Genomic DNA, 15,001 nt, shown 5'->3' with positions numbered 1-15,001 from the left:
TTCAATCGGAGGATCAGGCTAGGCGCACTGCATCGCCCTGAATAACGAGGGCTGCTCAAGCGCTGCTGATTTTGTCCAATATGGCAACGCTGGGACGGACAGTGCGACAGCGAGTTGGACAGGTGTTTGTGCATGACGACAAGGGCTGAACTGGTCCGCCGGGGGAGCAGTCCTTCCCCCAGCGGTTATGTATCTACTAATATGGTAGATTAATCAGGCAATCGAGTTTTGCTCATGGGTTTGCCGATGTCGCAAAACAACTGTCCAACTCGCTGTCTCGCTTCTTCCGCTGCCCGCCATGACGGGCATAGAGCGTCGGCAGCACGAACAAGGTCAGCAATGTCGCCGAGATCAGCCCGCCGATTACCACGGTGGCCAGCGGCTTCTGCACTTCCGCGCCCGCGCCGCTGCCGATCGCCATCGGCACGAAGCCCAGGCTCGCCACCAGCGCCGTCATCACCACCGGCCGCAACCGCTGCACCGCGCCCAGCCGCGCCGCCTCCATCCGGTCCATGCCAGATCGCATCAGATCCTGAATGGACGATACCATCACCAGCCCGTTCAACACCGCAATGCCGGACAAGGCGATGAAGCCCACCGCCGCGCTGATGGAAAAGTCCATGCCCCGCAGGAACAGCGCCAGCACCCCGCCGACCAGCGCCATCGGCACCCCGGTAAAGACGATGGCGGCGTCCCGCACCGACCCCAGCGCCGCATGCAGCAGCAACAGGATCAGCACGAAACAGGCGGGTACCACCAGCATCAGCCGATCGCGCGCCGACGCCAGATTTTCGAACTGCCCGCCCCATTCCAGATAGCTGCCCGCCGGCAGCCGGACTTGCTGCGCGATCGCGGCCTGCGCATCCTCGACCACGCTGGCGATGTCGCGGCCGCGGACATTGGCCTGCACCACGACGCGGCGCTTGCCATTTTCGCGGCTGATCTGGTTCGGGCCGTCGATCACCCGGATCTGCGCGACGCTGGCCAGCGGCACGAAACCGCCGCCCGCCACCGGCATCTGGATCTGGGCGAGGGCAGGCAAATCGGCCCGCTGCGTATCGGACAGGCGGATGACCACCGGGAAACGCCGGTCGCCCTCGAAGATCATGCCCGACGTCCGACCCCCGATCGTCGCGGTCACCACATCCTGCACATCCTGCGCCGTCACGCCGACCCGCGCCATCGCGTCGCGATCGACGCGAATATCCAGCATCGGCAGGCCGGCGGTCTGCTCCACTTTGACGTCGGTTGCCCCTTCCGTCTTGCGCAGCACGGCGGCGATCTGGTTCGCCGTGCGGTTCATGGCGTCGAAATCCTCGCCGAATACTTTCACTGCCACGTCGCCGCGCACGCCCGCGATCAGTTCGTTGAACCGCATCTGGATCGGCTGGGTGATTTCATAGGCATTGCCCGGAAACTGCGCCAGCTTCCCTTCCAGCCGCGCAATCAAATCCGCCTTGCTCAGGCGCGGGTCGGGCCATTGATCGCGCGGTTTCAGGATCACGAACATGTCGGTGGCGTTGGGCGGCATCGGGTCGGACGCCAGTTCGGCCGTTCCCGTCTTGGAAAAGACGAACTGCACCTCCGGCTGCTTGCCGATCATCCGTTCGATCGGCTGCTGCATCGCCTGGCTCTGCTGCACCGACGTCGCCGGGATACGCAGCGCCTGGATCAAGAGGTCGCCCTCGTCCAGTTGCGGCAGGAACACCTGCCCCAGCGACAGGAACGCCGCGACCGCGACCGCGCAACCGGCGATGCCCGCGCCGATCGTCACCGCCGGCCGCCGCATCGCCCGATCGAGGCCGGGTTCGTAGCGGGCCTTGAGCCAGCCGACGATCCGCCCGTCCTTCTCCTCGACCCGGTTGGACAGCCAGATGGCGATCGCGGCCGGCACGGCGGTCAGCGACAGGATGAAGGCAAAGGCCAGCGCGATGATGACCGTGGCGGCCATCGGCACGAAACTCTTGCCCTCCACCCCGGTCAGCGTCAGCAGCGGCACATAGACCAGCATGATGATCGCCTGCCCGTATACCGACGGCCGGATCATCTCCCGCGACGCCATCGCCACCATATGCAGCCGCTCGTTCTTCGTGAGCAGGCGACCCTGCCGATGCTGCGCCTCCGCCATGCGCCGCAGCGCATTTTCCACGATGATGACCGCGCCATCGACGATCAGGCCGAAGTCGAGCGCGCCCAGGCTCATCAGATTGGCCGACACGCCGATCTTCAACATGCCAAAGCCGGTGAGCAGCATCGTGACCGGGATCACCATCGCCGCGATCAGCGCCGCGCGCCAGTTGCCGAGCAGCGCGAACAGCACGACGATGACCAGCAGCGCGCCTTCGGTCAGGTTCTTCGCCACCGTCCCGATCGTCGCGTTGACCAATGCGGTGCGATCCAGCACCGGCTGCACGATGACGTCTGGCGGCAGGGAGGCGTTGATGCTCTTCAGCCGGTCGGCCACGGCGGTCGCCACGGTCCGGCTATTCTCGCCGATCCGCATGACGGCGGTGCCGACCACGACTTCGGTGCCGTTTTCCGACGCCGATCCCATCCGCACGGCCTGACCCGTCTTCACGGTCGCGACCTGCCCCAGCGTGATCGGCACGGCTTCGCGCGTCGATACGACGATGCGCGACAATTCGGTCGCGTTGCGGATCAGCGCGTCGGACCGCACCGCCAGCCCCTCGCCATTGCGGTCGATGAAGCCGCCGCCGACGGCCGTGTTGTTGCGCTCCAATGCGGTGCCAAGGTCGGTCAGCGTCAGCCCCAGCGCGGCGAGTCGCTGGACGTCGGGAATGACCATATATTGTTTGCTGTATCCGCCGATCGCGTCGATCCCGGCCAGTCCCTTGGTATTCTTCAGCAGCGGCGCGACGATCCAGTCCTGCGCCGTGCGCAGATAGGTCGCCTTGTCGATGTCGGTGGTCAGCCGGTCGCCTTCGGGCGTGATATAGCTGCCGTCGGGCTGCATCCCCGGTTCGCCGGGCAGATGTTTGTCGTCGCCGCGATGCTCCAGCCGCACCGTCCACATATAGACTTCGCCAAGGCCGGTGGCGATCGGCCCCATTTCCGGGCTGACACCGGCGGGCAGGTTTTCGGCGACCCCGTTCAGCCGCTCGCCCACCTGCTGGCGGGCGAAATAGATGTCGGTGGATTCATCGAAGACGGCGGTGATCTGGGCAAAGCCGTTGCGGCTGATCGACCGGCTATGGTCGAGGCCGGCTATGCCCGCCAGCGCCGTCTCGATCGGATAGGCGACCTGCTTTTCGACCAGTTCGGGCGACAGGGCAGGCGCACGGACGTTGATCTGCACCTGGTTGTTGGTGATGTCCGGCACCGCGTCGATCGGCAGGCGATGCAGGGCGATGCCGCCGATGATAGCGGCGATGGCGGTCAGCAGCAGGACGAGCCAGCGCTTGTGGACCGCCCAGTTGACGGTTGCGGCGATCATGGCTCAATGATCCTCATGGGTGGCTTCGCCCTTGCCGAGTTCGGCCTTGAGCGTGAAGCTGTTGGTGGTGGCGATCTGCTCGCTGCCCTTGAGTCCCGACCGCACGATCACCATCGCGCCGCTGGTCTGGCCCAGCGTGACGGGTACGCCCTGAAAACCACCCGGCGTTCGCACGAAGACCATCGGCTTGCCCTCGACCGTCTGAACGGCGGTGGAGGGCACGGCGATCGCCTTGTCGCCACCTTCGCCCGATAGCTGCACCGCCGCCGTCACCGGCTCGCCCGCACGCCACTGGGCGGCGCGATTGTCGAGGATGGCGATCACCGGCACCAGCCGGGTCTGTTCGTCCAGCACCGGCGACACGAAGCGCACCTGCGCGACGGCCTGACGTCCGGCTGCTGTGACGGTGACGCTGTTGCCCGGCTTCACGCGCCCGGCATCGGCCGGCTGCAACTGGAGCGAGAGCGACACGGTCGACAGGTTGGCGATGCGATAGAGTTCGGCATTGGCATCGACCGTCTGGCCCAGCGCCACGCTGCGCGATATCACCTGCCCGGAAGCGGGAGCGACGATGCCGATCCGGTTCAGGCCACCGCCACCGCCGCCGGTCGCCGCCAGTTGCCCCGCGGCCTGCTGATAGGCGATGCGCGCTTCAGTTGCCACGGTGCGGGCGGCGATCAGATCCTGTTCGGGCGACACGCGCTGCGCGAACAGCCTTTGTTCGCGGCCCAGATTGCTGTTGGCCAGCGCCAGCCGGGCGCGCGAAGCCTCGACCTCGCCCTTCATCATTGCCGCTTCCCGGCTTTCGATCACCGCCAGCGTCTGGCCGCGCCCGATCGTCTCGCCCAGATTGCGGGTCAGCGACACGATCCGCCCGCCGATCGCGGCGGACACGACCTGCATCGCCTGCGGATCGCTTTCGATCGTGGCGGGCAGTTCCAGCGTGCCGGACCCGCCGATGGTCGGGCGACCGATCTGGATTGCAGCCGACCGGATCTGCTCGTCGGACAGGATGATCTTGCCCTCATCCTCATGGCCTTCCTCGCCATGTTCTTCTTCCTTGGCTGCGGTGGCATTGCCCGCGTCCGTCCCGCTACCGCAAGCGGCCAGCATCAGGGCGAGGGGGATCGGCAGCAACGCCGCACATATCGTCGTTTTCATGGTCAATTATCCTCCTGCGGCGCGGGAGCGGTCAGTCGCTCCAACCGGGCCTGGGCATTATGATGGGCGGCCAGCGCGTCGATCGCGGCCAGTCGAGTGTCGGCCAGCGTCCGTTCGGCATCGAGCAGGTCGAGTTGCCCGAACTTTCCCTCGCGATAGCCGATGCGGGCGATCCGCGCGGCCTCCTGCGCGGCGGCCATCGCCGGTCCCTGCGCATTGCGGGCGAGCGTGGCGGTGATGTCCGCTTCGGCCTGCGCGTCGGTGATGGCCTGCTCTACGTCCAGCGCGGTCATGCGCCGCTGCGCCTGCGCCACCCGTTGTTCCGCCCGTGCCTGCGCCACGCCGGCATGCCCGGCATTGAACAGCGGGATCGGGATGGACACGCTGAACACCGCCGCCACATCGTTGGTGGCGGACAGGCGCCGCACGCCCGGCCCGACCGTCAGGTCCGGTACGCGCTGCGACCGGGCCAGACGGACGCCAGCATCGGCGGTGGACAGGTCGGCATCGGCCGCCGCCATCGCCAGCGTGCCGCGACCGTCCCTCTGCTGCGGTCCCTGCACCGCAGGCGGCAGGCGGTCGAGCAACCCTTCGTCCAGCGGCGCGTCGACAGGCTGGCCGATCCGCCGGACCAGATTGGTGCGCGCGGCCATGGCCAGCCGCTGCGTCCGGTCGGCATTGGCCTGCGCATTCAGGCGGGCGACATCGGCCCGCTGTTCCTCGATCGGGGAGGCGCGCCCGGCCCGGACCCGCAGCGCGGCGGCGTCATAGGCGTTGCCCGCAATACGCAACTGATCGGCGGCGATGGCGCCGCGCCGCTGCGCCGCCACCGCCTCGATATAGAGCGATGTGACCTGAAGCCGGACATCGGCCAGCGCGATAGCCGCGCCCAATCGGGCACGGCGCGCCTGTGCGTCGGCCACCGCCACGCGCGCCGGCCGCTTGCCGCCCAGTTCGATCGGGATGCTCAGCCCGACCGTGGTTTCGGCCTGATCAAAACCGCCATAAGGACCGGAGCCGCCCACATTTTCCAGTTCTGTCTGGATGGTGGGGTTGGGACGCAGGCCCGCGACGGTGCGGGCGGCCTGCGCCGCCTCCACGCCAGCCTGTGCGGCGTCGGCGGCTGGGGCATTCGCGCCCGCAGCGCCCAGCGCCTGTTCAAGGGTGAAGGGTGCGGCGGCAGGAATGGATGCCGCGACGACATCCGTCTGCGCCTGCGCCATGGCGACGCAGCTTGTGGCGGCCCAAAGGACCGCGATGATCTTGTGCATGGAAACTATCCTGATCGAATCGCATCGGGCCGCGATCCGCAGGTGCGGTCACGGCCGGTGAGACGGGATCAGGCGATGGGCGGCCGCAAATCGGGGCCGGAAATCCAGCGACCCAGCGCGGACCGGTCCTGCGGTCGGGCAGGGCTGTTCAGGAAAGCGACAATATTGGGTGCCGCGCTGCGGGCCGGCAGGAAAGCGGCCGCGCCATGGCAACTGCCATGATGGTGGGTCACGGCCTGATCGCTGTCGCCGGGGGTGCGATCTTCGTCCATATCGCTATGCACATAGCCGGAACATTCGATGTCGAACGCCCCGGCGAGTTCGCGCGCATGGATCGCCGTCGCCGTGGTCAGCGACGCGATCATCATGCAGAAGAACAGGAAGGCCCCGCGAAACATCGCCCGGCTCCTATACTATTTGCAGGGGCCTGTCATCGAAAACCGGGCAAGCCGGCCGGGCGAAGGCCGCCCGGCCGGTACGGCATCAGAACTTCACCGACGCATTGACGAAGAAGGCGCGGCCATACACGTCATAGGTCGATGGATAGCTGTTCGCCTGCTGCTGGTTGTCGCCCAGTACCGGGGGCGTCTTGTCGAAGACATTGTTCATGCCGATCGACCAGCCGAACCGCTCGGTCGGTTGCACCTGAAGCGCCAGGTCGAACAGGTTGTACGCCTTGATCTTCTCGACCGTATAGCTGGTCGTATCGTCATCGTCGCGCACGCTCGACAGGTAGCGATGGGTGACGCCCAGCGTGATCGGCCCGCTGGTCCAGGTGATGCGGTTGTTGAGGCGCAGCTTGGAATAGGGATCGCCGCAATTGACGCCGAACTTCCCCGCGCAGCTCTGGTTCAGCTCCGCGATCGCCGCCACCGGATTGAGGTCGTAGCGGATCAGGCGGGTGCCCGCGACGCGGAAGGCCAGCTTGCCGGTCTTGGCCCCGAACAGGCCGAAGTTGAGCGGCACGCTATAATTCAGCTCGAAATCGACGCCGGAGGTCTTGAGGCCGCCGGTATTGGACTGAAGATTCACCGCCCCCTCGATCTCGCTGCTGGTCGCGTTGCGCGGCAGGAGCGAGCAATAGCTGCTGTCATAGGGCGTCCAGCCATTCGCCTCGTCACCATAGCAGGCGCGGATGATGTTGGCGGTGCCGGCGGTCGAGATATAATCGTCGATCTTGATGTTGTAATAATCGACCGTCAGCGACAGGCGCGGCGCGAAGCCGGGTTGCAGGACGACGCCCAGGCCCCAGGTGTTCGATGTTTCTTCGCGCAAATCGGGATTGCCGCCGGTCAAGGATTCGATCTGCGAGCTGCCGCCGTAGAAATCGGTGCCCAGCGCGCTGGACGACACGCCGCTGGCCAGGCAACTCGCCGACAGGGTCGCGCTGGTCGTGGCGGCGGAGGTCGAGCACGGGTCGGTCGCGGTCGGGAAGTCCTGCGACTGGCCGGAGTAGAGTTCATAGACCGACGGCGCACGGACCGCCCGGCTATATTGCCCGCGGAAGGTGATATCCTTGATCGGCGCATAGATGAGGCCGAGCGAGAATGTGCTGACATTCTTCGCCGCGGTCGAATAATGCGAGAAACGATAGGCGCCGTTGAAATCCAGCTTGTGGACCAGCGGCAGGTCGGCGAGCAGCGGTACGCTGATTTCCGTGAACAGCTCCTTCACATTATAGCTGCCGCCCAACCCCTGACCGGCGTTGAAGCCGACCACGTCGCCCGAAGACAGCGCCTCGTCGGGATTGTAGCTGCCCTTTTCGGACCGATATTCCGCGCCGAACGCGATGCCGGCCGGACCAGCGCCCAGATCGAACAGATTGCCGTTGGTGATGGCCGCATTCGCCACCTGTTCGGTGATATAGCTGACATTGCGGGTGGTGATGGAAATGAAGTCGGCCGCTTCGTCGCTGATATTGCCCGCGCCGAAGATGTTCAGCGGGACGCAGCCATTGCTGATGTCGGAACAGACCAGATTGCCGTCCGCATCATAGGTCGTCTTGAGCGCCTGCTCGACCCGGCTGCGCGACACATTGCCATATTGGGTTTCGACCTGTTTGGTGCGCGAATAGCTGTAATAGGCGTCGTAGTTCCACTCGCCGCTGATATTGCCCTTGGCGCCGATCAGCGCGCGATAGGCGGTGTTGTCGACGTTCGAGATGCGGTCGCCCACTTCGGTCAGGCGACGATAGATGTTGGCGGAGGTATAGCCGTCGCCATCGGTGTCTGCGGCGGCGAGCAACGCCTGCGAGTCCGCCGACAGGAAGGAGGAATCGGTGTCGATATCGACCGTGCCGGTGAAGGGCGTGGGCGCCAGCTTGTTGCGCACCTTGTTCCTGATGAACTGCCCCTCTCCATAAAGGGTCAGGTGATCGCTGACATCGAAATGCGCCTGACCGCTCAGCAGGATGCGCTTCTGCGGCACCTGCAAATAGTTGGACGGGGCGTAATTATAGGCATCGGTCGCCGCGCTATAGGCCGAATAGCTGCCATCCTGATTGAACTTATACTGGCTGTTGTTCAGCGCCATGCGCGTGGCCGGGATCGAGCCGGATCCGCCCGCGACCAGATTGCCCTCGCCATCGTCGGTATAGGTCTGGCTGGTATAGCTGCGCGCGCTCTGGTCCACGCCGTTGCGCTTGATATAGTCGGCATAGAGGGTGATGTTGCCGCGCCCGTCGGCGAAATTCTGGCCCAGCAGGATGTTGGTGTTGAACGTGCCGCCATCGCCTTCCTCATTCAGGCGATAATTGGCGTTCGCTTCGACGCCGGAGAAATTCTTCTTCATCACGAAATTGATGACGCCGGCGATCGCATCGGACCCATAGACGGCGGAACGGCCGCCCGACACCACCTCGACATGGTCGATCAGGCCGGCGGGCACGGTGTTGAGGTCGACCACCTGATTGGAGTCATAGGACACGTAACGATGGCCATCGACCAGAACCAGCGTGCGTTGCGCACCCAGGCCGCGCAGGTCCGCGGTCGATACGCCGCCGCCCGGATTGTTCGACGCGGCGGTCGTGCTGGGGATCAGTTGCGGCAGGTCGTTGATGATCGCCTCGACATTGGCCTTGCCGCTCAGCTTCAGTTCCTGCGCGCTGACGATCGAGATGGGCGATGCCTGTTGCAGGTCGGGGCGGGCGATGCGCGATCCGGTGACGACGATCGTGTCGTCGCTGGCGGCTGTGGTTTCGTCGCTGGCCTGGGCAAAGGCCGGCGTCGCCAGGCCGAGCAGGACCGTCGACGCCAGAAGGCGCCGGCAAAATTCAGCCGATGTCATATCGTGATCCCTTCATTCACTTGGGGGCGACCCGCGCAGTCTATGGAGCTGACTGCTTCGAGTTGATGGTGAAGACGTGCATCGGGATCGCGCATATCGTCAATATTGCGCTTTTTTTAAACAACGACTTTTCGGGCCATGTGACTTTTAGGAAACAGGAATTTCGCAAGATTACTGTGCATTGCGTAATATTGCGCAAATTTCATCATATGACGAAAAGTTGCAGACTTGGATATGTTTCGGTTCCCATTCAACCGCCTGCCTCGACCCGAAATTCCAGAGTGGACGCCAATCGAAAATGAGAACATAAAGCGAACATAGTGAGCGATTCGAGATATGGCAGGCAGCGTTCCCATCAACGCCATGCGTCCGGCAGGACGGCAGGCGCCAGCAGCAGACACGTCCTTTCCGGCGATTGCGCGGGGGCATCTGCATGAAATCCACTGCACCGTGCCGGACCGGGCGGCGGCATTGGCCTTCGCCTTGTCGCAGTCTGTTGCGCAGGGGACAGGCGCAGTTGCAGGAGCGATCTTTGCCTTGCGCGCGGCGCGGCGGCAGCGCTTGCCGACGCTCTTCTGTGGCGATGGGCTGGCCCTGCTGGGGATCGATCCCAACCGGTTGATCCTCATCGAAGCGGGCAGCGAGGTGGAGATGCTGCGCGCGGGGCTGGAGGCGGCGCGCTGTCCTGGCATTTCTATGGTGTTGATGGAAAGCGAGGGGCGCTTTGCCGATTATGATCTGACCGCCAGCCGCCGGCTGGTGCTGGCAGCCGAAGCCTCCGGCGCCACCATCCTCCTGCTGCGCGGCGATGCGGAACAACGATCGAGCGGCGCGCAGACCCGCTGGTCGATCCGCAGCGCGCCTTCGGTCCCGCTGGAGGCCGACGCGCCGGGCCTGCCGACGATCGAGGCCGAATTGCTCCGCTGTCGTAGCGGACCGGCAGGCGGACGCTGGCTGCTGTCATGGGATGCGGAACATGGATGTTTCAGGGATAGGGACGCAGGAAAGCAGGATGAGCGATCGCCTGTGCCTGGCGCTGTGGTTTCCTTTTCTCGCCTGCCAACGGATGCAGGCGGCGACGGCCAGCGACAGGTCGCCTGACGCGGAGCCGGTGCCCTTCGCCCCAGTGTCCCTCGCCCCAGTGCCCTTCGCGCTCGTGGCACGGGTCGGCAATGCGTTGCGGCTGGCGTCGGTGGACAGGGTTGCGATCGCGCAGGGACTGGCGGCCGGCATGACGCTGGCCGATGCGCGGGCGCGCTGCCCGACGCTGGCTACATGTCCGGCCGATCCGGTCGCCGATGCGCGCGAACTCGACCGGTTGCTGGACATGATGCGCCATTTCACCCCGATGGTGGCGCTCGACGCGCCCGATGGCCTGATCCTGGACATCAGCGGCTGCACCCATTTATTCGGCGGCGCGCAGGCGCTGGCGCGGCAGGCGCGATCCATGGCGGGCTATTCCAGTCGCCCCGGCTTCGGCACCAATGCCATGGCCGCGCGCGCACTGGCGCGCCATGGCATTGGTGCCGAAGCCGGGGCGACCGGCGACATCCGCGCCCTGCCGGTCGCCGCGCTCGATCTGGACGATGGCGCGCTGGCCGCCCTGCGCCGGGCGGGACTGCGCAGCATCGGCGATCTTGCCCGCCGGCCCATGGGCATGATCGCCGCGCGTTTCGGCGAACAGGCCGTCACCCGGCTGCGCCAGATATTAGGCGAAGCGCCCAGCCCGATCGCACCACGCCGCCCCGCAGCGCCCATCCAGGCCGAAGCCCGCTTCCCCGAACCCATCGCCCGGACCGAGGATGTGATGGACGTGATCGAGGATCTGCTGGGGCAGGCGGCGCGGCAGATGGAGGCGCGCAAGCTGGGCGGGCGGCGCTTCGCCATCCGCCTGCTGCGCAGCGATGGCGCGCGGCAGGGGCTGGCGATCGAAACGGGCCAGCCGGTGCGCGATCCCGCCGCCATACTGCGCCTGCTGCGCGAGCGGATCGACACGCTGGCCGATCCGCTCGACCCCGGTTTCGGCTTCGACGCGGTGCTGCTGGCGGTGCCGCTGGTCGAACCGCTGGCCGAACGGCAACAGGCGATGGAGGGCGAGGAGGCCAGGGCAGGTGAGGCGCATATCATCGCCCTGATCGACCGGCTCGGCATCCGCCTTGGCCCCGACAGGGTCCGCCGCCTTCAATCCCGCGACCGCCATATCCCCGAAGGCGCGCAGGCATTCGCGCCCGCGACACAGGCCAAACCTCATCCATGGCCCGCCACCACGGATCATCCGCCCCGGCCGCTGCTGCTGTTCGATCCGCCCCAGCCGGTCGCGGTGATCGCCGGCGTGCCAGATGGCCCGCCCCAGCGCTTTCGCTGGCGCGACAGCCTGCATGAAGTGCGCCTTGCCGAAGGGCCGGAGCGGATCGCGGCGGAATGGTGGCGCCGGCGCGACGGGCATCAGCCGGGCGGGGCAGGGCGGACGCGGGATTATTACCGGATCGAGGACAAGGACGGCCGCCGCTACTGGATGTTCCGCCACGGCCTGTTCGGCGAGGAGGCGGACATTCGCTGGTATCTGCACGGCCTGTTCGCATGAGCGGTTTTGCGGAAGTCGTCGCCGCCACCAATTTCAGCTTCCTGCGCGGCGCCTCCCACCCCAAGGCGATGGTGGTGCAGGCCGCGCATCTGGGCATGACCGCCATCGGCATCGCCGATCGCAATACGGTCGCCGGCGTCGTGCGCGCGCATCAGGCGATGAAGGATCTGGGCGCGCTGGCCGGCGGCATGCGCCTGATCGTCGGCGCGCGGCTGGTGTTCGCCGATGGCACGCCCGATATCGTCGCCTATCCCCGCACCCGGTTCGGCTGGGGCCGGCTGACCCGCCTGCTGACGCTGGGCAATCGCCGCGCGATCAAGGGCGGCTGCACCCTCAACCTCCCCGACCTGATCGACCATGGACAGGACATGGCGCTGATCGCGATGGACGGCGACGCGGCGCTGCTGGCGCAATTGCGCGCGGTGACGCCACATCTCTGGCTCGCGGCGACGATGGGCCGATCCGGGCGCGACGCGCGGATGCTGGCGCGGCGCAAGGCGTTGTCCGCGCAAAGCGACGTGCCCCTGATCGCCACCAACGATGCGCTCTATGCGGAAGCCGACGACCGCCAGATGCAGGATATCCTCACCTGCATCCGCGAAGGGTTGACCATCCAGACCGCCGGCAAGCGTCTCGCCCCCAATGCCGAACGGCATTTGAAGCACCCCGATGAAATGGCGCGGCTCTTCACCGCCTGCCCGCAGGCGATCGCCGCGACGCAGGATCTGCTCGCCTGCATCCCTTTCACGCTCGACCAGCTCGTCTACGAATATCCGCACGAGCCGGTGCCGGATGGCTGGGAACCGCAGGACTGGCTGGAACATCTGGTGGAAAAAGAAGCGAAGACTCGCTTTCCCGATGGCCTGCCTGCTGATTACCGCAAAACTTTGGATGACGAATTTCGCCTGATCCGGCTCAAGCAATATGCCTATTATTTCCTGACCGTCCACGACATCGTCGCCTATGCCCGCAGCCTCGACCCGCCGATCCTGTGCCAGGGGCGCGGGTCGGCCGCCAATTCGCTGGTCTGCTATCTGCTGGGCGTCACCCCGATCGACCCGGTGCGCGAAAAACTGCTCTTCTCCCGCTTCCTCTCCGAAAACCGGAGCGAGCCGCCCGATATCGACGTCGATTTCGAACATGAGCGGCGCGAGGAGGTGATGCAATATATCTACCGCCGCTACGGCCGCGACCGGGCAGGCATCGCCGCGACCGTCATCCGCTATCGCCAGCGCAGCGCGCTGCGCGAAGTCGGCAAGGCGCTGGGCCTGACCGAAGATGTGACCGCGCGCCTGTCCGGCACCATCTGGGGCAGTTGGAGCGGGGATCAGGAGGTGCCCGAAACCCGATTGGCGCAGGCCGGCTTCGACCCCGCCAATCCCGAACTCGCCCGCCTGCGCGACATGGCGAGCCGCCTGCTCGAATATCCCCGCCATTTGTCGCAGCATGTCGGCGGCTTCGTGCTCAGCCAAGGCCGGCTCGACGAACTGGTGCCGATCCACAATGCCGCCATGCCCGACCGCACCTTCATCGAATGGGACAAGGATGATCTCGACACACTCGAACTGATGAAGGTCGATATATTGGCGCTCGGCATGCTGACCGCCATCCGCAAGAGCTTCGACCTGATGCGCCGCCACGCCCTTGGCGACCTGACGCTGGACCGCGTTCCGGTGGAGGACGAAGCCACTTATCAGATGCTGCAAAAGGGCGACAGCATCGGCACCTTCCAGGTCGAAAGCCGCGCGCAGATCGCCATGCTGCCCCGGATGAAGCCGAAAATATTGTACGACCTCGTCATTCAGGTCGCGATCGTGCGCCCCGGCCCGATCCAGGGGGGCATGGTTCATCCCTATCTGCGGCGAAGGTCCGGGGAGGAAAAGCCGGAACTGCCCGGTCCCCCGCATAATCCGGGCGAATTACAGGCGGTGTTGGGCAAGACATTGGGCGTCCCCCTGTTTCAGGAACAGGCGATGAAACTGGCGATCGTAGCGGGCGGTTTTTCGCCCGCGCAGGCCGACGGGTTGCGCCGCGCCATGGCGACCTTCCGCCGGACGGGCGAAGTCAGCAACTATCAGACCGACCTGATCGAAGGGATGGTGAAGCGCGGTTATGAACGCGACTTTGCCGAACGCTGCTTCAAACAGATTGAAGGGTTCGGCGAATATGGCTTCCCCGAAAGCCATGCGCAGGCGTTCGGCTGGCTCGCCTATGTCTCCTCCTGGCTGAAATGCCATTATCCCGCCGTCTTCACCTGCGCTTTGCTCAACAGCCAGCCCATGGGCTTCTACGCCCCCGCGCAACTGGTCCGCGACGCGCAGCAGCATGGCGTGGAGGTGCGGCCCATCGACGTGCAGGCGAGCGACTGGAACAGCAGTCTGGAGGGCGAACGGATATTGCGCCTCGGCCTCGACCGGATGGATGGTTTCCGCGAGGAATGGGCCAAGGCGCTGACAAGCGCCCGCGCACAGGCGCCGATCCGCGACATGGAGGATCTGGCCCGCCGCGTCGGCCTGCCGTCCCGCGCGCTGCACCTGCTGGCCGATGCCGACGCGCTCCGCTCGATCGGCCAGAGCCGGCGCGAAGCCGGTTGGGAAGCGCGCCGCATACCCTCCGCCCAACTCCCCCTGTTCGCGGCGCAGGACTTGCCGGAACTGGGCCGCGAAGCCGACGCCGCGCTGCCCGCCATGCCCCTGTCGGAGGAGGTGGCGGTCGATTACGCCACCCACCGCCTGTCGCTGAAGGGCCATCCGATGCAGTTCCTGCGCGCCCATTTCGCGGCGCAGGGCGCGATCGACTGCGCCACCGTCAATGCCGCCAAGGACGGCGCGAAGGTCCGGGTGGCGGGCGTGGTGCTGATCCGCCAGCGGCCGGGCAAGGGCAATGCGGTCTTCATCACGATGGAGGATGAAAGCGGCATCGTGAACGCGCTGCTCTGGGCGCGCGACATGGAAAAGCAACGCCGCGCGGTGATGGCCTCCCGCCTGATGCTGATCGACGGCGAAGTCCAGCGCAGCAAGGAGAATGTCGTCCACCTGATGGTTGATCGCGTGACGGACGCGAGCGAGACGATGAACTGGCTGAACGATGGGCAGGAAGGTGGGAAGCCGGAACGGCCGTCCCCCAGAAGACACCCGCGCGACGTGCGGATATTGCCGAGATCACGGGATTTTCATTGAGGGGGAGAGCTGATTGGGGTGGTTTGCGGACTGGCTGCTTTCGGCCGCGATCGCCGCTTATGAGCCT

Annotated in this window: 8 protein-coding genes; 3 read left to right on the top strand and 5 right to left on the bottom strand. The window is 65.8% G+C overall.

The genetic code is table 11. The annotated features are described in order from the left end of the window. Positions 1-232 precede the first annotated feature (232 nt). The 5 genes from ASE85_RS14655 to ASE85_RS14635 form a co-directional block, all read right to left on the bottom strand. On the bottom strand, positions 233-3,454 hold the full coding sequence (locus tag ASE85_RS14655; RefSeq protein WP_056689760.1) for an efflux RND transporter permease subunit: 3,222 nt from the start codon (positions 3,452-3,454) through the stop codon (positions 233-235). 3 nt (positions 3,455-3,457) lie between these two features. Then, positions 3,458-4,615, bottom strand: a complete 1,158-nt coding sequence (locus ASE85_RS14650) for an efflux RND transporter periplasmic adaptor subunit (RefSeq protein WP_056689756.1) — start codon at positions 4,613-4,615, stop codon at positions 3,458-3,460. A gap of 2 nt (positions 4,616-4,617) precedes the next feature. Continuing rightward, entirely contained in the window at positions 4,618-5,886 is a 1,269-nt protein-coding gene (locus tag ASE85_RS14645) for a TolC family protein (protein ID WP_056689753.1), read from the bottom strand. A gap of 68 nt (positions 5,887-5,954) precedes the next feature. Then, positions 5,955-6,284, bottom strand: coding sequence for a hypothetical protein (locus ASE85_RS14640; RefSeq protein ID WP_056689750.1), 330 nt, complete (start codon positions 6,282-6,284; stop codon positions 5,955-5,957). A gap of 85 nt (positions 6,285-6,369) precedes the next feature. Continuing rightward, positions 6,370-9,171: a TonB-dependent receptor gene (locus tag ASE85_RS14635; RefSeq protein ID WP_056689747.1), complete on the bottom strand. Its 2,802-nt coding sequence runs from the start codon at positions 9,169-9,171 to the stop codon at positions 6,370-6,372. A gap of 336 nt (positions 9,172-9,507) precedes the next feature. On the opposite strand from ASE85_RS14635, the gene ASE85_RS23990 reads away from it, so the two are divergent. Genes ASE85_RS23990 through ASE85_RS14620 form a run of 3 tightly spaced genes read left to right on the top strand, consistent with a single transcriptional unit; the run spans position 9,508 to position 14,934 of the window. Next, positions 9,508-10,272 (top strand): ImuA family protein, encoded by a 765-nt coding sequence (locus ASE85_RS23990; RefSeq protein ID WP_056689744.1) that lies wholly within the window; start codon positions 9,508-9,510, stop codon positions 10,270-10,272. After that, positions 10,184-11,755, top strand: a complete 1,572-nt coding sequence (locus ASE85_RS14625) for a Y-family DNA polymerase (protein WP_235523549.1) — start codon at positions 10,184-10,186, stop codon at positions 11,753-11,755. The genes ASE85_RS23990 and ASE85_RS14625 overlap by 89 nt, the downstream gene beginning before the upstream one ends. After that, positions 11,752-14,934 carry an error-prone DNA polymerase gene (locus ASE85_RS14620; protein ID WP_056689741.1) on the top strand — a complete coding sequence of 1,061 codons (3,183 nt, stop codon included), beginning with the start codon at positions 11,752-11,754 and terminating at the stop codon, positions 14,932-14,934. Before ASE85_RS14625 ends, ASE85_RS14620 begins: the two co-directional genes overlap by 4 nt. The last annotated feature ends 67 nt before the right edge of the window (positions 14,935-15,001 follow it).

Source organism: Sphingobium sp. Leaf26, from assembly GCF_001421665.1.
Lineage (GTDB): Bacteria > Pseudomonadota > Alphaproteobacteria > Sphingomonadales > Sphingomonadaceae > Sphingobium.
This window is presented reverse-complemented; position numbering and strand designations above follow the sequence as displayed.